Source organism: Rudanella paleaurantiibacter, from assembly GCF_009184635.1.
In the GTDB taxonomy this organism is placed as follows: domain Bacteria; phylum Bacteroidota; class Bacteroidia; order Cytophagales; family Spirosomataceae; genus Rudanella; species Rudanella paleaurantiibacter.
In genome coordinates, this window is record NZ_WELI01000006.1 from 258,659 (window position 1) to 279,897 (window position 21,239).

18 protein-coding genes are annotated in these 21,239 nt (G+C 56.1%); 13 read left to right on the forward strand and 5 right to left on the reverse strand.

All coding sequences use genetic code 11. The features are described from left to right. Positions 1 to 120: 120 nt before the first annotated feature. The 3 genes from F5984_RS16135 to F5984_RS16145 form a co-directional block, all read right to left on the reverse strand. Positions 121 to 2,307 carry a GumC family protein gene (locus F5984_RS16135; protein WP_152125274.1) on the reverse strand — a complete coding sequence of 729 codons (2,187 nt, stop codon included), beginning with the start codon at positions 2,305 to 2,307 and terminating at the stop codon, positions 121 to 123. 2 nt (positions 2,308 to 2,309) lie between these two features. Next, complete coding sequence (locus F5984_RS16140; protein WP_152125275.1) at positions 2,310 to 3,104, reverse strand: TolC family protein; 795 nt, start codon at positions 3,102 to 3,104, stop codon at positions 2,310 to 2,312. 146 nt (positions 3,105 to 3,250) lie between these two features. After that, positions 3,251 to 4,438: a glycosyltransferase gene (locus F5984_RS16145; protein ID WP_152125276.1), complete on the reverse strand. Its 1,188-nt coding sequence runs from the start codon at positions 4,436 to 4,438 to the stop codon at positions 3,251 to 3,253. Between the two features lie 185 nt (positions 4,439 to 4,623). Here F5984_RS16145 and F5984_RS16150 point away from each other — a divergent pair, with 185 nt between their 5' ends. From F5984_RS16150 to F5984_RS16190, 9 genes are all read left to right on the forward strand, one after another. Then, a complete protein-coding gene (locus F5984_RS16150) occupies positions 4,624 to 6,399 on the forward strand; it encodes an ABC transporter ATP-binding protein (RefSeq protein ID WP_152125277.1) in 1,776 nt (591 codons plus the stop codon). A 52-nt stretch (positions 6,400 to 6,451) separates the two neighbouring features. Next, complete coding sequence (locus F5984_RS16155; protein ID WP_152125278.1) at positions 6,452 to 6,892, forward strand: peptidylprolyl isomerase; 441 nt, start codon at positions 6,452 to 6,454, stop codon at positions 6,890 to 6,892. Positions 6,893 to 6,990: 98 nt separating this feature from the next. Continuing rightward, positions 6,991 to 8,193, forward strand: coding sequence for an O-antigen ligase family protein (locus F5984_RS16160; RefSeq protein WP_152125279.1), 1,203 nt, complete (start codon positions 6,991 to 6,993; stop codon positions 8,191 to 8,193). Continuing rightward, on the forward strand, positions 8,169 to 10,013 hold the full coding sequence (gene asnB, locus F5984_RS16165; RefSeq protein ID WP_152125280.1) for an asparagine synthase (glutamine-hydrolyzing): 1,845 nt from the start codon (positions 8,169 to 8,171) through the stop codon (positions 10,011 to 10,013). The genes F5984_RS16160 and asnB overlap by 25 nt, the downstream gene beginning before the upstream one ends. Further along, positions 10,006 to 11,151 (forward strand): glycosyltransferase family 4 protein, encoded by a 1,146-nt coding sequence (locus F5984_RS16170; protein ID WP_152125281.1) that lies wholly within the window; start codon positions 10,006 to 10,008, stop codon positions 11,149 to 11,151. Before asnB ends, F5984_RS16170 begins: the two co-directional genes overlap by 8 nt. Before the next feature lie 5 nt (positions 11,152 to 11,156). Then, positions 11,157 to 12,398 (forward strand): glycosyltransferase family 4 protein, encoded by a 1,242-nt coding sequence (locus tag F5984_RS16175; RefSeq protein WP_152125282.1) that lies wholly within the window; start codon positions 11,157 to 11,159, stop codon positions 12,396 to 12,398. Then, entirely contained in the window at positions 12,367 to 12,951 is a 585-nt protein-coding gene (locus F5984_RS16180) for a sugar transferase (protein WP_246169040.1), read from the forward strand. The genes F5984_RS16175 and F5984_RS16180 overlap by 32 nt, the downstream gene beginning before the upstream one ends. Positions 12,952 to 13,197: 246 nt before the next feature. Beyond that, entirely contained in the window at positions 13,198 to 13,821 is a 624-nt protein-coding gene (locus F5984_RS16185) for an acetyltransferase (protein WP_152125283.1), read from the forward strand. Between the two features lie 73 nt (positions 13,822 to 13,894). Further along, positions 13,895 to 15,019 carry a DegT/DnrJ/EryC1/StrS family aminotransferase gene (locus F5984_RS16190; protein WP_152125284.1) on the forward strand — a complete coding sequence of 375 codons (1,125 nt, stop codon included), beginning with the start codon at positions 13,895 to 13,897 and terminating at the stop codon, positions 15,017 to 15,019. Between the two features lie 49 nt (positions 15,020 to 15,068). On the opposite strand, the gene F5984_RS16195 is transcribed toward F5984_RS16190, so the two are convergent. Beyond that, positions 15,069 to 15,512, reverse strand: a complete 444-nt coding sequence (locus F5984_RS16195) for a thioredoxin family protein (RefSeq protein WP_152125285.1) — start codon at positions 15,510 to 15,512, stop codon at positions 15,069 to 15,071. Positions 15,513 to 15,768: 256 nt separating this feature from the next. On the opposite strand from F5984_RS16195, the gene F5984_RS16200 reads away from it, so the two are divergent. The 4 genes from F5984_RS16200 to F5984_RS16215 all read left to right on the forward strand — a co-directional run bounded on the left by F5984_RS16200 (position 15,769) and on the right by F5984_RS16215 (position 19,668). After that, positions 15,769 to 16,611: an SDR family NAD(P)-dependent oxidoreductase gene (locus F5984_RS16200; RefSeq protein WP_152125286.1), complete on the forward strand. Its 843-nt coding sequence runs from the start codon at positions 15,769 to 15,771 to the stop codon at positions 16,609 to 16,611. Positions 16,612 to 16,673: 62 nt separating this feature from the next. Then, on the forward strand, positions 16,674 to 17,828 hold the full coding sequence (locus F5984_RS16205) for an acyltransferase family protein (RefSeq protein WP_185155532.1): 1,155 nt from the start codon (positions 16,674 to 16,676) through the stop codon (positions 17,826 to 17,828). A gap of 116 nt (positions 17,829 to 17,944) precedes the next feature. Further along, a complete protein-coding gene (locus F5984_RS16210) occupies positions 17,945 to 19,258 on the forward strand; it encodes a DUF2851 family protein (RefSeq protein ID WP_152125287.1) in 1,314 nt (437 codons plus the stop codon). A gap of 62 nt (positions 19,259 to 19,320) precedes the next feature. Further along, positions 19,321 to 19,668 carry a DoxX family protein gene (locus F5984_RS16215; protein ID WP_152125288.1) on the forward strand — a complete coding sequence of 116 codons (348 nt, stop codon included), beginning with the start codon at positions 19,321 to 19,323 and terminating at the stop codon, positions 19,666 to 19,668. Between the two features lie 15 nt (positions 19,669 to 19,683). On the opposite strand, the gene F5984_RS16220 is transcribed toward F5984_RS16215, so the two are convergent. Further along, positions 19,684 to 20,811: a spore photoproduct lyase family protein gene (locus F5984_RS16220; RefSeq protein WP_246169041.1), complete on the reverse strand. Its 1,128-nt coding sequence runs from the start codon at positions 20,809 to 20,811 to the stop codon at positions 19,684 to 19,686. Positions 20,812 to 21,239 lie beyond the last annotated feature (428 nt).

Below are 21,239 nucleotides of genomic sequence, written 5' to 3' on the forward strand. Positions count from 1 at the left end.
GATGATGAGGTTAGGGTGTTGTGTAATGTTCAGGGGGAGGCTGACCCCGTCCCATTAACAGACTAAATTCTAACTAACTGTAAGTGATTTGTTTATTGTTCGGTCGGCTGCCCGAATACCCTACGATTCGTAGCGTTGCGGTTGTAACGTTTGATCGCGGTACACAGGAGCCTGTTTGACATCGGTGGGTGGGGTAATCTGCAACAGATCGCCCCCTACACGATTCAGCACCACCAGCATAGGTTGGTTGGTGACACGGGCGTACAGGTTCAGGAGTTGTTTCTCGGCCCGGCCCCAGCTGCTTTGGGCATCAACCACCAGTAGCGACAGCACGCTCTCTTTCATCAGATATACCGGAATCTGATTGCTGATGAGCGGGGGAAGTTCCAGCACGATCCGGTCGAACTGCGACGGGTCGAAGTCATGATCGTGATCGACCAGATACTCGAGGCTCGTCACGTTCATAAAGTCGGCCCGAACGGTGTACGGAAACAGAGTAACCCCGTTTTTGTACACCCGCCGTTCTTTCGGACTCTGCCGGGGGTAGCAGTAAGCCACCCGCTGATCGGCGTCGGTGTAAAGCCGGTTAAGGCCCTCGGCCACCCACGATTTACCCTGCTTGCCCCGAATGCTGAATAGGGTCAGTACGGGCGGGTACGGTTTGTCTCGGCTCTGGGCAATTTCGATATTGATAGCGTTGAACAACTGCTCAAACATGGTTCGGGCCGTGCGGGTCACCCGTGAGTAGACCATGGGCTTTTTCACCGTCGGGAAAATGGCCGTCATGGGCAGACCGATCTGTCGCTCGGACTGTTCGGGTGAGTTGAGGCTTTTGTTGAGCCAGAACCGGAGGGCCGTTAGCAACAGGGCCAGAAAAACGCCGACACCAAACCCGACAATAATCAGCTGAAGCCGTTTAGAGGGTTGCGGTAGTAGCGGGTAGTCGGGCGCATCGAGCGGTTCGAGTTTTCCCCCGGCTACGTCCTGCCGTTTGGTCCGCGACTGATCTACGTGCTGGAGGAGGTCGAAATACTCTTTTTCGGCCACACTCAGGTCACGCTTCAACTGCCGCAACTGTGCTCCCAGCGGGCTGAATTGACTCGTTTTATTATCCAGCTCGTTAATCCGGCGTTGGTACACTTCCAGCCGGGCCGTTGATTCTTCGTACTCAAGTGTTTTGGCCAGCAGATCGGCACTGATGGTTTGCTGCGGCACTGATTCGTCTGTGGTCGTTGCGGCATCGTACCGCTGTGCACTGGCTTTCAGTTCATCTTCGGCCTGCTTTACCTTCGTTTGCAGGCGCGTGATTACCGGTTTCGGTTGGTTGTAGGCACGGGCATTGGCCAGTTGGGCTTCGGCCTGAGCCAGTTTACGCTGCTTCTCCGAAAGGTCGTTGTTTACTTTTTTGATGGTGCCCTGCTGCCCCATTCTCGACCGGAGGGCTTCCATAGCGGCCTTGGCCGCATTCCGGCGCATCAGTTCTTCGTTGTACTCGCCCACGAGCGCTTCGCGGGAGGCCGCTACGTTACGGGCCTCTTCGTCATAATCGAGTACGCGGTGTTGTATGCTGAAGGCCTGCAAATTGGCCTCTGCCTTGTCGAGGGCGGCTTTGGCTTCTTTGAGCTTACCTTCATAATATCCCACAACCGAGTTGGTTTCGGCTGTTTTGAGGGTCGAGTACCGCTCATTCAGAATCGAGATGGCATGTACCAGCGTGCGTTGGGCTACAGCCGGGTCGTTGGCCTCGTACTCCAGCAACATCACGTCGTTGGTGTTTTTGCGGGAGGTAGCGTCCAGTTTTTCGCCAATGACCAGAATCGAGTAAGGCAGTTCCGACTTCAGGAGCAATTGCTTCACCGGGTTATCGGTAGGCACCTTAGCCAGACTGTCGATGGCTCGGCGCAGGTCAGTCACGTTGCCGTAAATAGGGAGTATGAGCCGCCAATCGGTCGGAAACGCCTGTTGCAGCTCCTCAAAGCCCGCGCGCCCAAGCACGAGCGTGTCAGGTTCGCTTAGTTGCAGGTGGTCGGCCAGGAGGTTGGTTCCGATTCGGAGCAGGGTTTCCTTTGATTTGAGGGTGGTGAGCATGTTGTCGAACGCACTCGCCGACTGATCGCCGAACGAGGGGCGCTGATCCGATGTGATCGAGTAGCCCGACGACAAGCCCGTGTACAACGACGCATACGAAATGTAGGTTTTTACCTCGTTGCGGGTCGCATAAAACGCCATGCCGGCTGTGAGTAGCGGCAAGACAATAAACCAGATCAGGTGCTGTTTCAGCAACCGGAGTAAGACCTCAATATTCATTTTCAGAATCGTTTCATACGTTGGATAGGAACGCCCACTAATGACTCGAACTGGTGGACGTTTTTCAGAAACTCACCTTTCACCTGCTCGGTCACCACTTTCGACTCGATGTACCGGTTGGTGGCCGTTGAGATGGCTTCACTGGTAGCGCGGCCTTTCTGGTTTTCGGCCTCCACAATGCGCAGAGCGGCCAGGGCAGCCTGTTCGTCGGTAAGCCGAAGCTTCAGAATCTGCTGGGCCGTAATCATGTCCTGATAAATGGTGATCAGTTCCCGACGAATCTGCTGCTCAATAATGTCTTTCTGAATTACCGAGGCCCGGTAGTTGGCCGTAGCCTGTTTGATCTGATGTTTCCGGCCAAACAGATCATAAAGCGACACCCGGAAGTCGACCCCGAAGCGGTAGCCGTTGGCAATCTGCCCCAGTTGGTCGCCTTTTTGCAGGAGACTCGTTGTCACCAGCGACTGGTTGCCGCCCGAATAGTTGGCGAAACCCGACGCGTTTTGCAAAATCTGAACCTTTGACAGGTCGCGGGCGGAGCCAAGTGAGTTGGTCACTTCGTTCTGATACTTAATCAGGGGCGAGTACGAAACGGCCATCTTAACCAGGTCATCGAACGGCATCAGTTGCACGGCAATGTCCTGGTCTACATCCAGAAACGTGCTGTCGTTGACGATCCCAACCGATTGCCCAAACGAAACTCGATTGCGCGGATTCGGTCGCTGCGCCAGGCAAACCGAATGGAATAAGATTATCAGCAGGAAAAATAGACTGATAATCAGATGTTTTACCATCATGCTCTTTAACAAATGATTATACACAAGTTATGGGCTTGATTGCTGTAACTGGGTATGTGAGTGGCTGCATTCTTTTGACGTGGTTTCGGCATTATGTCACGTCGTTCATGTTAATCCTTTTTGCCAATGTTTGGGGATAGGCCGATTCAGGAATTGGAATGCTTAGCCGCGTGGGGAGTATGCATAAAACGGCTGAACGCTTTTCGCATGTTGAACACGGCCCGGGCAAACCGGAGCATCAGCGTCGGCACGAGCAGGAGGTCGCGCAGGGTGAGTTGTTGCCAGAGGTAACGAGGTACGGCTAGTAGTAAGCTGCCCAGCAGAATGAGTAACAAAACAAGGGGGGTAAGCCAGTATGAGGTGGCCCCGGCCGCCAAGCCCAGCAGCGTTGTCAGCCCCAATACGCCCAGCAGAAGCACGCGCGGAAGTACCAGAGTTTGCAAAATTTTAAACGCGCCCTCGACTTGGCCCCGACCCAGACTAGCCATTCCCCGCCCGAAATACTGCACCAGAAACTGCCATTGGGCGGCAATCCAGCGGGTACGTTGGTGCTGAAACACCGCCGGGTTGGCTACTTTTTCGTCGTAGATGAATGCCTTTTCGAGATACGCAATGGGGTGGCCTGCCAGCAGCAGGTTCATTTCCAATTCTTTATCGTAGCCACCCGTGGTGGTTTGCCCGGCCATAGCCGCCCGCATGAGCGCCGGGTCGAAGGCCATGCCCGAGCCGATCAGGGCGCTCGAAAGGCCCAGAGCCCGCACCCCTTTCCGAAAAATATGGTTGTTGATCTCTTCGCTGACTGCATCGAGCACGGCCACACCGGCATGGCTGTTTTTCGCAACCCGGTGCCCCTGCACGGCTCGCCAGCCTCCGGCGAAGGCCGCGTTGATGCGCGCCAGAAAATCAGGGGCCATATGGTTGTCGGCGTCCGAAACGGCCACTATGTCGTAGGGGTCAGGTGCAATAGCGGCCAAACCCGCATTGATGGCCTTGGTCACAGTCGATTGCTCGAACACAACAGGCACCACCCGAATCGGGAAAGTGGCCAGTTGGCTCAGGGTTTCGGGCTGGAGCGAGTCGGCAATCACCACCAGGTCGAACCGGTGGGCGGGGTAGTTCTGCTGCAAATTTGCCCGAACCGAGTCGATGATAACGGCATCTTCTTTGTAGGCCGGAATCAGTACGGCGATTTTTCGGAAGGTCGTTTGACTGGGTGAGGGTTCCACATCGTCGGCCCGGCCAAACCGGCCCGCAAGGGCGCAAATGGCTACATACCCCACATTAAATACCAAAAACCCAATCAGAATATACCAGAGGAAAGCGAGAATACCCATACCGTACGGAGCTTCTTGCGGTTGGTTGAAGCCCTTTAGGTTTTGACGCAAAAAAGTTGGCAAAGCAACCATCTGACCCTCAGAAAATAAGTAACCCGAACATGCCACTATTTTGGGTTTCGGCGGGTTTATCCAACAGCCAGACCGGTTCTGATCTGACTGTTACTACTCTACCGACACATACTATGAAGCTACTCTACTCGTACTTACGCCATTACTGGGGGTTGTTGATACTGGCGTTGCTGCTGGCCGCTATCAACCAGATTTTCTCTCTGCTCGATCCGTACATTTTTCGCAAAATCATTGATCAGTACGTGGTTAAAGAGGGGGCGGTGCTACCCCAAACCACCTTTGCCGATTTCCTGACCGGGGGCGCGGGCATACTTATTTTACAGGCATTGGGCGTAGCTATGGTGAGCCGCATTGCCAAAAATTTTCAGGATTACTACGTCAATGTTATCACGCAGCGGCTGGGGGCCCGGCTCTATTCCGACGGCCTGCGCCACTCGCTCGATTTGCCCTATCAGGTGTTTGAAGATCAGCGTTCGGGCGAGACCCTGGGTATTCTGCAGAAAGTCCGGGCCGATGTAGAAAAGCTGATTCAGGCCTTCGTTAATATCCTGTTTACCTCGGTGGTGGGTATTGTGTTTGTGATGTGGTACGCCAGTACGGTGTATTGGCCTATTGCACCGGTTTACTTCCTGACCATCCCGTTGCTGGGTTTCGTGAGTTCGCTGCTGAGCCGTAAAATCAAGGTGGTGCAAAAGAACATTGTGGCCGAAACCACGGCCCTGGCTGGTTCTACCACCGAGAGTCTGCGTAATATCGAGCTGGTCAAAAGTCTGGGCCTTGCCCAACAGGAAACCGAGCGGCTCAACGGCACCACGGAGAAGATTCTGAAGCTCGAACTTAAAAAAGTGCGCTACATCCGGTCGTTGTCGTTTGTGCAGGGTACGTTTGTCAACCTGCTGCGCAACACCATTATGTTGTTTATGCTGTTTCTGGTGGTGCAGGGCCGCATTACGGTGGGTGAGTTTTTCTCCTTGTTTATTTACTCCTTCGCCATTTTCGGGCCTTTGCAGGAGCTGGGTAATATCATCAACATTTACCGCGAAACCGAAGCGTCGCTGGCCAATTTTGCCCGGATTCTGGATACCCCGAAAGAGGTGCGCCCGGCCCACCCGCGTCCTATCGGAACCATCGAGCAACTGTCGTTTGATGCGGTTCATTTCAAGCACCTGACGGCCAACTCTCCGGCGCTCAACGGTATTTCGTTTGGCGTCAAAACCGGCGAAACCATTGCGTTTGTGGGGCCGTCGGGGTCGGGTAAAACCACGCTTGTGAAGCTGTTGGTGGGCCTTTACCCCCCGCTGTCGGGCCATATTCGGTACAACGGCGTGCCGAACAACGAAATAGACATGGACGAACTGCGCGAACAGATTGGTTTTGTCACGCAGGACACTCAACTCTTTGCGGGCACCATCCGCGAAAACCTCCGATTTGTGGCTCCGCAGGCAACCGACGAGGAATGCCTACAGGCTCTGCATCAGGCCGCGGCCGATTCGTTGCTGGCCCGCGCTCCGCAGGGGCTCGATACGGTCATTGGCGAAGGGGGTGTAAAAGTGTCGGGGGGCGAAAAACAGCGCCTGAGCATTGCGCGGGCTCTGTTGCGGCAACCCGCCCTGCTGGTGTTCGACGAGGCAACCTCGGCGCTCGACTCGCTCACCGAAGAAGAAATTACCAATACCGTGCGCCGGTTGTCGGCCTCGCGGCAGCACGTTACCATTCTGATTGCCCACCGGTTGAGCACTATTCTGCACGCCGACCGCATTTTTGTGCTTGAGAAAGGCAATGTGGTGGAGCAGGGCGGTCATACCGAACTGCTCGAACAGCGCGGGTTGTATTACGCTATGTGGCGGCAGCAGATTGGCGAGCGGAAAGAAGCCCTGGCCGTGCGCTAAGGAGCTGCGGATAACCTACCGGTCGTTTGCAAAAGAGCCGTACCTTTGTGCCATGAAAAAAGCCGAAATGCGTACCGATAAGGGTACAATGATCATCGAATTTTTTGAGAAAGACGCGCCGGGCACGGTTGCCAACTTTGTAAAACTGGCCGAATCGGGCTTTTACAATGGCGTTAAGTTCCACCGGGTTATCCCGAACTTCATGATTCAGGGGGGCGACCCCACGGGTACGGGCGCGGGTGGCCCCGGCTACAGCATTCCCTGTGAACTCGACGGCGACAATCAGTACCACGACCGGGGTGTGTTGAGCATGGCGCATCGGGGCCGTAACACGGGCGGTTCGCAGTTTTTTATCTGCCATAACCGTCAGAACACGGCTCACCTTGACCGCAACCATACAGTATTCGGTAAGGTAGTGGAGGGTCTCGATGTGATTGACCAGATTCGTCAGGGCGATACCATTCAGAGCGTTACGATTACTGAAGAAGCGTAAGCCGAATTCTGTTAAAAGTGTATTAAATATACGGAAGTAGGCCGGGCGGTTGCAAAAACCGCCCGGCTTTTTTTATAGGTTACGCCAAAACTGTAACCATGCCTATCCGTCGACTTCTTAGCCTATTTGCCTGGGCCATTGTTGGTTGCGGGGCTTCGCGTTGGCGGCTGATGGGCGTTGGGCCGGGCGAGGTCTTGTTGGGGATTGCATCAGTCATAGCCCTGCTGTCGATGCCCGAACAAAGCTCTACCACGCCCATGAGCCGGGTTTGGCGGTGGTTTGTATGCCTCAGCCTGCTCTGTTTATTCACGGGTACGTTGTGGGCGCTGGCTTTGGGAGTTTGGCTTCCGGGTAGTTTCTGGCACGATGCCATAGCCCTCTTGTTTTGCTTTGGTAGTCTGTGCTGCCTCATGCCCCACCTGACCGACCCCGACGGGCAACGGTATCTGGTGCGGCAGTTGTTAAGGGCGGGTGTTGCGTTTGCCTTCGCTAATGGGCTGGTCTATATCTTGTTTGGGTGGGTACTGGGTGAGACTTCGCCCTGGATTGGGCGTCTCAACGGCGTATCGTCAAACCCAAATCAGGTAGCCTTGTACGTTTGCGCGCTTCCGTTCTGGCTGATGCACGCTGCATCGGCCCACTCTCGACTTTTTTCGTGTATCGGGCTGGCGGCCTGTCTGGCGGTTGGCTGGCTGTCGGGCTCCGAAGCGTTACGGCTGGCCTGGGCCGTTGGTTTCGGGTTGGCGGGCTTCTGGTCGGTACGTGCCTGGGCACAGCGTCGGCCGGCTTATGAGCGTCCTTACCTCCTGGCGCTGATTACACTCGTTGGTTTATGGCTCATTGGTGGAGTGCTGGCGTTTTGCTGGACGTATGCTGCCGACATTTATGCCATTGGCGGGCAGGGCGATTTGCGGCTGCTACGGTGGCAACATGGGCTAACGGCCGTGAGTTACTCGCCCCTGTTTGGGTTGGGGCCGGGTGCCTTTTCGGGCAATGGCGGTGCCTTCGAGGGGCAGGAGGCTCATAACCTGTACATCGACTGGATGGCGTCGGGTGGCGTACTGGCGGGCTTGTTGTTGCTCGCGTTTCAGTACCATGTTGCCCGTGGTCTGATTCGGTCGGGCCATTACGTATTGCTGGCGGGGTTGGTAGCCCTGCTGATATTTGGCGGCTTCCATTACGTAGCCCGGCACCCTGTTTTCTGGTTGAGTCAACTACTCATGCTGGGGTATGCTACGCTGCTGAAATCTTCATCATCAACGAACCAACGGACGTTATGTGCGGTATCTTCGGTACGTTGAATTACGCCATTCCCGACCCTGAGTCGGTAGCTGCGTATATGCGGCATCGCGGCCCCGATGAGGCTAACTGTCTGCGAATCGGGCCGCTGACGCTGGTGCATACCCGGCTCGCCATCCAGGGTGGTGAGGCCGGGCAGCAACCCATGCAACGTGGTCGCTGGGTGCTGGCTTTTAACGGTGAAGTTTACAACCATCTGGAACTGCGGTACCGGTACGGGCTCAAATGCCAATCAGACAGCGATACCGAGACGCTGCTGCACTTGTGGGAGCGGCTGGGCGAACTGATGTTGCCCGAACTCGACGGTATGTTTGCTCTTGTCGTGTTCGATACGCTCGAAAACCGGCTTTGGCTCGCCCGCGACCGTTTTGGTGAGAAGCCCCTGTACATCTGGCAGTTGGGTTCGGCACTGGCGTTCTCATCGGAGCTGCGAACCTTACAGCGGTACGTACCCATAGACATACACCGGGGTACCCTCACGCGCTACTGCCGGGCTGGCTATTTTATGCCGGGCGAAACCCCGTTTCGGGATGTACGACTGCTGCAACCCGGTCATCTGGAGGTGCTCGATGCCTACACGCCCAAAGCGGCTACGGTGCACTGGTGGCAACCTGCGTTCGGAATGCCGACTCATTACTCGGCCGAGTCGGCTTCAGACCCGCTTTCGCAACTCCGCGACGTGTTGACCCAATCGGTTCAGCAACGGCTCGATACGGCCGATGGTGAGGTGGGTGTACTCCTGAGTGGAGGTATTGATAGCGGGCTGATTACGGCCATTGCGGCTCGGCATCGGCCCGGCATCCCGACGTTTACGCTGGCTATGCCCGGCAGTACCTACAATGAAGCGCCGATGGCCCGGCAGGTGGCGCGGTTGTACCAAACCCGGCACCACGAGATACAGCCTCCGTTGGAACAACTGACCGACGAGGTGTTGACAATTTTACCCCGGTACGGTGAGCCGTTTATGGATAGTTCGGCTTTGCCGATGTATTGGGTAGCTAAAGCGGCCCGTGAGCAGGTACCGGTGGTGCTCACCGGCGACGGGGCCGACGAGCTGTTCGGGGGGTATCGGCGGTATGCTGCGGCCCGGCTTGGTTTGTACACCCCGCCCAATCGGGTAGGTCGGTGGGTGGGGCGGCTGGCGGGTGTACTGCCTTTTCCGACCCACAAACAATCGTACTATAGCCATTTTTATCGGCTGTTACAGCCGTTCAATCAGTCGGGGGCGGGGCGGTATCTGGCCATCACGACCGATGTGCTGAGTGGCTATGAGTCGGAGCTGATTTGGCCCGGTAGTCTGTACGAGATAGAAACGAAAATAGAGCAGGTAGCTACCCAAAGTCCCTGTCGGCAGTTGCAGTGGCTGGACATGCAGTTTTTACTCCCAGCCGACCTGTTGAAGAAAACCGATATTGCCACGATGGCCCACTCGCTGGAGGCTCGTAATCCGTTTCTGGCCAATGCCGTTGCCGAGCTGGCTCTGAGCCTGCCCGATTCGATGAAAGTAAGCTGGCGTAGTGGAGGGATACAAACCAAGGTGCTGCTCCGTCGATTGGCCCGGGGTTATTTGCCGCCTGCTCTGGTGAGTGCGCCCAAACGGGGCTTTGAGGTGCCGCTTCGGCAGTGGGTCGACGGGCCACTCCGGCCATTGGTGTACGATTATCTGCAACGGCCTGCGCTGGCCAATCAGCTGGTGCGGGGCGCGTTTATCCGGCAATTGCTGGAAGCCCCACGCCGATTTGCGCCCGAAAAACGGGCCAAACTGATTTGGATGCTGCTGTCGCTCGAAATCTGGTATCGAAATCTGCACCGGCATGGCTAAACTTCTCCGCATAACCACCGTACCCGAATCGCTCCGTACCCTGCTCAACGGGCAGCTGACCTTCATGCGTGCCAACGGGTTTGAGGTGTACGCAGCGAGCGCCCCCGACAATAGCCCGGCCGATCTGGAAGGATGCCCGCATTTTGCATTGCCCCTGACCCGGCGTATCACCCCCCTGCGAGACGGGTGGGCTATCTGGAAAACGTACCGGTTGTTGCGTCGGCTCCGTCCGGCACTGGTCCATACGCATACACCTAAAGCCGGTTTGGTGGGCATGGTGGCTGCGTGGTTGGCGCGGGTGCCGGTTCGCATACACACTGTGGCTGGGCTTCCGCTGACGGAGAAAAAGCCCGTGGTACGGATGTTGTTACGGTGGGCCGAAAAACTAACCTATGCCTGCGCTACGGCCGTGTGGCCCAACTCACACAGCCTGGCCAACTACATTCGGCAGAACCTGTACGATGGCCCGAAACTCCGGGTAATTAGCAACGGCAGCAGCAACGGAATCGACACCGGCTACTTTTCAACAACGCCCGTGCTGGTCAGGCGGGCCGAGGCCCTGCGTCGGCAACTGACTATCCCGCCCGAAGCATTTGTGTTTGTGTTTATCGGCCGAATGGTGCGCGACAAAGGCCTTGATGAACTGATTCTCGCCTTTCGGTCGCTGGTGTATTTGAATCGGGATGTGCGACTCCTGTTTGTGGGCGACTACGAAGAGCGGCTTAATCCCGTTCGTTCGGATACGAAAGAGCTCATCAGTACGCACTCGCACATTAGCTGGGTGGGGTATCAGGCCGATGTACGTCCGTACCTGCAACTGGCCGATGCGCTGGTGCTGCCGAGCTACCGCGAGGGGTTGCCCAACGTGCTGCTACAGGCGGGGGCTATGCAACGGCCCGTAATCGCTACCGACATTGTGGGGTGCCGCGATGTGGTAGAACCCGGCAAAACGGGGCTTCTGGTACCGCCCAAAGACCCGGTTGCCCTGCGCGAAGCCCTGCGTCAGTTGCTGACTAATCCCGAACAAGGGAAGCAGATGGGGCTGAACGCCCGTCGTCGAATCGAACACCTGTACCGGCAGGAAGACCTTTGGCAAGCCTTGTTGCAAGCCTATCAAGACGCCCTGGCGGCAGCGTAACGCCCATGCACATTCTGCTGATTCATCCATACTTTTTGCCCGAGGGCGCGGCCGGGAGCGGGCGCTGGAACGAAACTGCGCGGTATTGGATAGCCGCCGGACACCGCGTAACGGTGCTGGCCGGGTCGGTGCATTACCTCAGCGGACAAACGTTTGACCGCACCCAACCCGAACAAACGGGACCGGGCTTGCACGTAATCCGGGTGCGGATGTCGCGGTGGTACAACCGGGGGCGAATGGGCCGTTTGTGGGCCTACACTACCTTTTTCGGGGCAAGTTTTTGGGCGGGCTTGTGGCGGGTGCCGCGCCCGGTCGATGTGGTGCTGGCCACCTCGCCACCGCTGACGGTCGGGCTCACAGGCTGGTTGCTCAGCTGGTTGTACCGTAAGCCGTTGCTGCTCGAACTGCGCGACCTCTGGCCCGATGCTCCTGAGCAGCTGGGCTATCTCCAAAACCCGCTGGCGCAAAAACTCGCCTACACGCTCGAAGCATTTTTGTACCGAAAGGCAACGCATATTGTCACGCTTACGCCCGCGTTTGAGCAGTGGCTGGTTAACCGGAAAGGCGTTGATGCCGCCAACGTGTCAACCATACCCAACGGGGCCGATCTGATGCTGACCCAACGTGCTCTGGAAACGTTTGACCGGTACGCTTTTCGGCGGAAACAGCAGTTGGATGGCCTGTTTTGGGTGATCTACACCGGGGCACACGGGCCCGCCAATGGGTTGTCTGTAGTGCTCGACGCGGCCGAAGCGCTACAAGCCCACCGTGTTGGGTTTTTGCTGTTGGGCGACGGCCCCGAAAAGCCTAACCTACAGGCTGAGGCCACCCGGCGTGGGTTGGTCAACGTTCGGTTTTTATCGGCTCTGCCGAAACTGGAGGTGATTCGGTGGATAGACGCAGCCGACGCCGGGCTCGTGCTGATGCGCTCGCTCCCAATTTTCAACACCATGTTGTCGGCTAAACTCCCCGATTATCTGGCGTGCCGGAAACCCGTACTGGTGGGTATCGACGGCCTGTCGCGCCAGCTGGCTGAGCATCACGGTTTTGGACAGTACGTAGACCCTGCAAAGCCGGAGGTATGGATTGAGGCTATTCGTTTGTATCTTGAATCGCCTGATTCGGTTACGGCGCAGGGCGAGAATGGGTATCAATATGTTTGTGCCCAAGCCGACCGCCGGGTTTTGGCTCACCGTTACTTAACTATTCTGGATCGTGTACGTTCGTTGCATCAAACCCGCTCTTGACTGGCTGGTGGCTTTTCTGGCTTTGTTGCTACTTATGCCCTTGTTGCTGGCTATTGCGCTGGCCCTGGTTGTTACCACCGGAGCCTCACCCTTATTCCGGCAGGCGCGTATTGGTCTGCACGGGCGAATTTTCTATCTACTCAAGTTTCGGTCAATGACCAACGCTCGCGGACCCGACGGAACCTTGCGCCCTGATAGCGACCGCATAACCCCGCTGGGATACTGGCTACGCCGGACGTCGCTCGATGAGCTGCCGCAGTTGATGAATGTTCTGATGGGGCAGATGAGCCTCGTGGGGCCACGCCCACTACTGGCCGAATACGATTCTGCTGTGGGTAGGTACCCCCGCCATCAGACACGACCCGGCCTCACGGGCTGGGCGCAGGTACATGGGCGTAATGCACTGAGCTGGAATGAGAAGTTCGCGCTCGACGCGTGGTACGTGGCGAATCGCTGTTTTTGGGTCGACTGCCAAATACTTTGGCGGACGCTACCCGTTTTGCTGGACACCTCCCCACCCGCTCAACGGTTACTATCTGATGAGGATAGGTAGTGGATGGCTTTTAGTTCGGTACTCAGGAGATACTTCTCAGTACTGGCTATTAGGACATTAGATGTTGGACACTGGACGTTAGACCTCCATCTATAAAGGTAGTAAGTCTAGTGTCCAGTGTCTAAAGTCCGAATGTCCAGTACTGAAAGATATACTTTGTCTTTTTTGTTCAATTATCTGAAATACAAATAGTTGTGTGTTAGGGTGAACGAAAAACCATAAACGAAAAACGATAAACACCTTCCAATGAACCCACCCGAGATATTGCTGTATGGAGCGGGCGGTCACGCCCGCGTGCTGCTGAGTGTGCTCAAGGCCCTTGGCTACCGGGTAGCGGGCGTGTTCGACGACGATCTGGAGCGCCAGTTTTTGGGCGAGTTACGGGTATGGGGCCGTTACGAAGCTACCTACCGACCTGAGGTGCCTTTGTTACTGGCTGTAGGTGACAATTCGATACGGCGCGCGTTAGCAGCGACTGCCCGACATTCGTTCGCGACAGTTATTCACCCGTCGGCCCTGGTTGATGTGGGTGCCGAACTGGGGGCTGGTACGGTGATTTTGCATCAGGCCGTTGTGCAAACCGGGGCCGTACTTGGGCAGCATGTGCTAGTAAACACCCGTGCTTCGGTCGACCACGATTGTCGACTTGGCGATTTTGTGCAGATCGCGCCGGGTGCCGTCCTGTGCGGAGGGGTGCATGTGGGTGAAGGTGCCTTGATCGCGGCCGGGGCAGTGGTGGTTCCGGGCGTATCTGTTGGCCGGTGGGCGGTAGTGGGGGCGGGGGCGGTGGTTACCCGGCCTGTGCCCGATGGGGCCGTTGTGTGGGGTAATCCGGCGCGTTTTATCCGGCAAAATTCGCTCAGTATGTAAGCACTGAATACTGGCCTGCTCAGGCAAAACCCCGAAAAGCCAAACCAATAAACCCAAAAACTAAAAACGTTGTATGACCGACACCGCAGCGCTGTCTATCCCCTTATCAACTCCGCATCAGACAGGCACTGAATTGAACCGCCTGCAAACAACCCCGGCCGACCTCTGGGCGGAGTGGGTGCCGGAGTTTGAACAGGCGCTGGCGCAATCGGTTAGCTCACGCTTTGCCCTGGCCACCCAATCTGGTACAGCCGCCCTCGAACTGGCCCTGCGTACCCTTGGCATTGGGCCGGGCGATACGGTTATTTGCCCCACACTGACGTTTGCGGCTACGGCCAATGCGATCAGGAGCGTTGGGGCGCAGCCGATTTTTGTGGGGAGTGAACCGGAATCGTGGGGCCTCGACCCCGACGCACTCGAAACGGCCCTGCAACGCGAACGGCAGCGTCTACGGGCCATTCTGGTGGTCGATTTGTACGGGATGCCTGCCAATTGGCCCGCCTTGCAGGAAGTAGCCGACCGGTACGACTTGCCGTTGGTGGCCGACGCGGCCGAGTCGCTGGGAGCGGAGCTTAACGGGCGGGCCTGCGGTACATTAGGGCTGCTCAACGCCGTTTCGTTCAACCTTAATAAAGTGATTACCACATATGGGGGCGGAGCATTGCTCACCAACGGGCCACAACTGGCTGTCAAAGCCCGCGTAGTGGCCAATCAGGGTCGGCAACTCGAGCCACCGTTTTGCGTCGTTGAGCCGGGGAGTAACTACCGCATGGGGCCACTCAATGCCGGGTTTGGTCTGGACCAGCTCCCGTTTTTAGCCGATCGGGTGAAGGCCCGGCGGGCTATTTTCGAGCGGTATTACGGTGCCCTGAGCCAGGTGCCGGGCCTAATGTTTCAGCCCGAGCGAGCGGGGGCCTTCTCGAATCGCTGGCTAACGGCCCTGCGACTCGACCCGGTGCGGATAGGCATCACCCGCGATGCATTCATCGACAGGCTCCGACGCGAACACATCGAAACTCGGCCGGTATTCATGCCGTTGCATCGTCAGCGGGCGTTTGCGGACTGTCACTTTTACGGTGGCTCTGAAACCGACGCAATAGCCAACGAGGGACTCTGCCTACCGTCGGGCTCCGCCCTGACCGATGCCCAGGTTGAACGGGTCATTGATCGAGTACGGCGTGCTTTAGTAAAAAAATAAAAGCCCTGAACCGTGATTCAGGGCTTTTATTCGAAAAAGTAGGAAGAGCTTACAGTCCTTTGCCCGTAACGCTTTTGGCTACACTGAGCAGCTCGTCGGGGCTCATGTACCCAATCGCTTTCTTCACCACTTTACCGTTGCCATTGATGAAAAACAGGGTCGGGTACGCTTCGAGCGGATAGCGCTGCGAGAGCATCGGTCCTTCGCCCCGCTCCATATCTATTTTTACGTTGATAAACTTCTTGTTGAAGTAATCGCCCACTTCTTTCTGGGTAAACACATTCTTCTGCAACATTTTGCAGGGACCGCACCAGCTGGCGTAGGCATCCAGGAAAATAAGCCGGTTTTCGGCTTTTGCTTTTTTCAGGACCTCGGCCCACGACGCCGTGTTGAACCGGATTCCTTCATCGGCTTTAGGGTTATTATTACCAGCCCAGGTAGTACTTGCCACCAGCAACAGTAATGCAAACGGTAGCCAAATCGCTTTTTTCATGTATATCGAGTGGTTTGATGGTATAACGAAACAGGGTATCGCTTTCGTTTCCTTAGTTTTAAGATAACGAAATTAACGCCTGCTGTATACTCTACAAACACCGGGCCAACTCACTCTTACTGTTCGTCGGCCCAACCGCTTTTCCCCAAAAAGACTCCCGAATTGAATTAAACCAGGATTGAGTGACCCCGTAAAACAGCCGGAAGTCGAAAGAAAAGGCGGAAGCACGTTCCGCACCTGTTTGCCCACCGTAAGTATGAGAAAAATAGTTCTGATTACCGGCTCAACGGCCGGAATCGGTAAAGAAACGGCTGTGGGTATTGCCCGCCAACCGGGCTATCTGGTTGTTTTGCATGGTCGGAATGCGGCCAAAGCCCAGGCGGCTGTACAGGATGTGAAGCGGCAAAGTGGCAACGAAGCGGTTGAGTTTATTCTGGCCGATTTTTCGTCGCCCACCGAGGTCCGGCAGTTAGCGGCTGCGTTTACCCGGCGGTTCGGCCGTCTGGATGTACTGATCAACAACCTCAACCGAGGCATCCCGACAGCCGAACCTCTCTCGGCCTATGGGCTTGAGACACATTTTGCCCTGAATTATCTGGCTTCTTACCTGCTTACGTACCGGCTGTTACCGTTACTGAAACAAACACCGGGCGCAAGAATCATCAATACGACATCGGTTGCTTATGAATTGGCCCGGCCCGATTTGGACGACCTGCAATCTGAACAAGTGCCGCATCGGTTGCATGCCTATCTCAACAGCACTCTATTTAGCCTGTATTTTTCGCTCGACCTGGCCCGGGAGTTACAGCCAACGGGCATTACGGTCAATACGGTGGGGCAGGGCTGGGGTGGCCTGACTGGGTGGCTGGTGGGGCCGTTGCGAAAGCGGCTGGATGGACTGGCTTCCTGGTTTCGAGTGGGCTCCAACGCAAGCGCGCAAACGAGTGTGTATCTGGCTACCTCACCCGATGTGGCGGCCGTGACCGGAACCTATTTTGTCGGGCAGAAACCCCGGAAATTACTGGCTATTGCGGAGAACCGCGCCAACCGGGCCCGGTTGAAAGCGCAAACCGAGCGAATTCTTAATGCACTGGATTAAGCACAGAGCTTGGGTGAAAATAGGGCAATGGTGTATATTGAACCCGTATTTTTCCGTCGCCCATGATCAGTACCTCTACTAACCCGGCTGCTTCGGGTCGTTTGCTTTCATTAGATGCCTTCCGGGGGCTCACCGTAGCCGCCATGATTATGGTGAACAATGCCGGTGATTGGTCCCACATTTATGCGCCACTCGGTCATGCCGAATGGAACGGCTGGACGCCCACTGACCTTATTTTTCCGTTTTTCCTGTTCATCGTGGGCGTATCGATCACGTTTGCGCTGGGTGGCATAAAGCAGAAAGGCGATACGGGCGATGCTGCCCGCAAAATTGTTCGGCGGGGCCTGACGTTGTTCGCACTTGGGCTGTTTCTGAACTTCTTTCCCAAATTTGACCCGACCAACGTACGGATTCTGGGCGTGTTGCAGCGCATTGGGATTGTGTACATTGTGTGTTCGTTTGTGTTTCTGCGGACCGATGTTCGCGGGCAGCGCTTGCTGGCGGGAGCCTTGCTGCTGGGCTATTACCTGCTCATGACGGTGGTGCCTGTGCCCGGCGTGGGCTACCCAAATCTGGAGCCGACCACCAATCTGTCGGCCTGGCTCGATAATCTGGTGTTGACCCCGGCGCACGTTTACAAATCGACCAAGGTCTGGGACCCGGAGGGGATTCTGAGCACCCTGCCCGCTATTGCAACGGGCTTACTGGGGGTACTCACTGGCACCTGGCTGCGGGGAAACCGGCCGGTGGCCGAAAAAATTGCGTGGCTGTTTTCGGCGGGGGTGCTAATTGCCATTGCCGGTTTGTTTGCCGACGCCCTTTTCCCGATCAACAAAAAAATCTGGACCAGCTCGTTTGTGTTGCTCACGGGCGGTTTGGCTATGTTAGGGCTGGCTACCTGTTACTGGCTCATTGATGTGGTGGGACCAGAGCGGCCTTTATACCGGCGCTTATCGCTGCCGTTTGTGGCCTACGGGGTCAATGCCATTACGGTCTTCTTTATGTCGGGGCTTATTCCGCGCATCATGAATCTGGTGAAAGTGCCCGGTCCCGATGGGGGCGAGGTGGGCTTGATCGAGTACCTCTACCGCTCGTTTATTGCGCCGTTTTTCAGCAGCCCGTACAATGCATCACTGGCGGGGGCGCTCACGTTTGTCGTGATCTGGGGCGTTATCCTCTGGATCATGTACCGTCGAAACATTATTGTGAAAGTATAAACGACCGGTAGTCAGTTGGTTGGCTAGTCATAAGTTGCCAGTAGAAAATAAAGCGGTTACGTAAGGTCTTTGGGCAAAATTGATTTTCTTGTCGGATCATTTACGCGCCAACCACCGTGACCGAAGCGTTTCTTTATTTTCTCTGGCAATTTCAGTACTTCGACCATACTGCCCTGATAACCACCGAGGGCGAAACGGTTCAGGTACTGCATCCCGGCTTTAGAAACCCCAATGCCGGCCCTGATTTTCTGAATGCCCGGCTCCTGATCAACGACGTGGAGTGGGCCGGCAATGTAGAGGCCCATACCCGAGCGTCGGACTGGGTGGCGCATCGGCACGGTTACGACCGGGCGTACGACAACGTGATTCTGCACCTCGTCTGGACCGACGACCGACCCGCCCTTGACCCGCTGCGGCCCATGACCTCGCGGCCTACCCGGAGTGATGGATCGCTGCTGCCGACTCTTGAACTGCAAGCCCGTACGGCTCCCGACCTGCTCAGCCGGTACAACGCCCTGACAGCCGCGCCCGATCAGATTCCCTGCGCCGGTCAGTTCCGGGCGGTGGAGCCCCTGCGCATCACCTCTATGCTTGACAAGGCACTGCTGCAACGGCTCGAACGCAAAGCAGCTGATGTTCGGGCTATGTATGAAACCACGCAGGACTGGGAAGAAACCGTGTACCGGTTGCTGGCCATGAATTTCGGGTTTAAAATCAACACTGACCCAATGGCCCAGTTGAGCCGGGCGGTTCCGCTCAAAACGTTGCTCAAACACCGTAACTCCATTCGGCAGGTCGAAGCGATGTTGTTTGGCTGTAGTGGCCTGCTCGATGAAGTAGCTCAACCCGATGGGTACGTTGACGAACTCCGGCGCGAGTACCGGTTTCTGGGGGCCAAGTTTGGGTTGATTGACAATCAGTTGCCTCCGCACGTCTGGAAATGGGGGCGCTTGCGACCGGCCAATTTTCCGACGCTCCGGCTAGCGCAATTTGCCCGTTTGGTGAGCAACCACGGGAGTTTGTTTTCGCTCTTTGTGGGTATCGACGATGCGCCCGCTATCCTGAAAAAACTACAGGTTACCCCCTCCGAATACTGGGCCGATCATTACCGGTTTGGGGTGGCTACCAACAAAGCAGCCCCGGTGTTGGGTATGGCTTCGGCCACGAATATCCTGATCAATACGGTGGCTCCGTTGCTGGCGGCTTACGCCCACCACCGCGACCGGTCGGAGTACATGGATCGGGCTATTGGGCTTTTGGAACAGTTGCCCGCCGAAAAGAATACCATCACCGACCATTGGGAAACACTGGGCCTGGGCATCCGAACGGCCTTCGACTCGCAGGCTTCCATTGAGTTGTTCAATGCTTTTTGTACGCCCAAAAAATGCCTTAGCTGTCAGATTGGTGCCAGTTTGGTGGGTGCCCGGTGAGGGGGCTATATTCGGCTTCCGATTTGCTTGTTTACCATCTAAAAATCGTGACCACATACACAATGAACGATTTCTGGCTCTACGCCATGGCCGCTATGTACGGCTTTGCGGGCATCATGCACTTTGTAAAGCCGAGGGCGTTCAGGGCTATTGTGCCCTCATACCTGCCTGCACCCAATGCGTTGGTGTTCTGGAGCGGAGTGGCCGAGGTTGTACTGGCTCTGGGGTTGCTTTCTACGGCAACCCGGTCGGTAGCGGCCATCGGCATTATTTTGCTGTTGATTGCCGTGTTTCCGGCCAACGTCTATATGGCCACCTCCGACAAGTTTGGCAAGCTACCCCGTTGGCTAGTGTGGGGGCGCTTGCCGTTGCAGGGCTTCCTGATCTACTGGGCGTGGCTGTATGTGTAAGAAATGCCCGCGCCACTAAGTCCAGTACAGAATAGGGGCCTGCGGAAACCGCCGGGTCCATTCATCGTAGAAAAATGTTTTCAGTGCTTTCATCTCGTCGGGTAGGTACACATACTTGACACCCCCAAACTTGTTGCGTTTAGCCGCCCGGTCGCCCTCGTCCATGTCGAGCGGGGTGTTGGGGTACCAGCTTTGTAGCACGGCTTTGGAACCGGGCGTAAATCGGTGGCTGATAAATTCTACGTTGACGTCGGCGGGGTGAATACCGGGGCCAAAATCCAGCGCGTCGGCAATACGGTCGAGCAGGTGGGTATAGTGTTCGCGCCAGTTGGGGATCGGCATAATCGGGGCAATAATAATGCCGACAGGGTAGCCGCCCCCGCCCAGTTGTTTGGGGAGTGCTAATCGGCGTAAGGCTTGTAACCGGGCTTCGACCGAGGCCGTGCCTCCTTCGAGCCGCCGGGCAATGGGTTCGGCGTTGAGGCTAACCCGGGCACGTGTGTGGCCCCCGTGTTCGAGCGGAAGCAGGCTATCGACCTGATTGTATTTGGTCACAAATCGTAGTTGCGCTTCGTCGCGCTCACTAAAATATCGCACACACTCGGCGAGGCTCCCTGTCAGGTGCTCAATCCCGATTACATCGGTATAACAGCTCACCTCAAACGAGGTTGGTTCACCCCGTCGCTCCCCAATACCAACGTTCGAATGGCGTTCGTACGAGGCCGTATTCGCGAGCATAGCCGGTAGGTTGGCATAAGCCCGGACCACCGGTGGCCCCGCCAAACTACCGGCCAGATAACAGTACTGGCAGTGAGCCGGGCAGCCTTCGGCAAGGTTCATTTGCCAATTGGCCGAGGGTGGAATAGGCTGTAGCCGGAACGCACTCGGAGGGGCGTTTACAATGGCGAGCGTGTTTTTGGCAATTCGGTACGTTTCGCGGTCGTCGGCACCGCGTAAACCCGTCAGGCGGTTATTCTTCAGCACCTCAATTGGCAGGTCGAGGCCGCTCAGACGTTCGTACATCTGCTGCCCGAATGGCTCGTTGAGGGCGTCGGGCGTAAAAACAACGCGTTTGGGCATCCATAAACGCGCCGGACGGGTATCAGCAGATACGGCCGTATCGGAAACTGGAGGGTGATTCATCGAAAAACGTTGCGTAGTAAGTACCCTTTACAGGCTATATTGATAACGTGGTAAAGCTTGGTTGAGTTCGGTGTATTGTGAATGATTTTTCTGTTTAACTTATTGATTTACAGTAGAATAGGTTTCATTTTTTTGTGCTGTATTCAGTGCTGGACATTCGGACTTCAGACACTGGACGTTAGACTTACTACCATTGTGTAAGGAGGTCTAACGTCTAATGTCCAACATCTAATGTCCAGTACTGAGGTGCCGTCTGTATGGATGGCCGAATCGAATAAAAAGCGGTACAAGCCTTTGTTTAAATCTTGGCGAAGCGTAAGGTCTGATGTATGTTAGCCTGACTTCTGACGTGTGTATTGTCTATACCGGCCGAACCAACTCACTGTCCTAAAAGTTACGGATGAGTACATCTGCTAAAGGCGATTGAG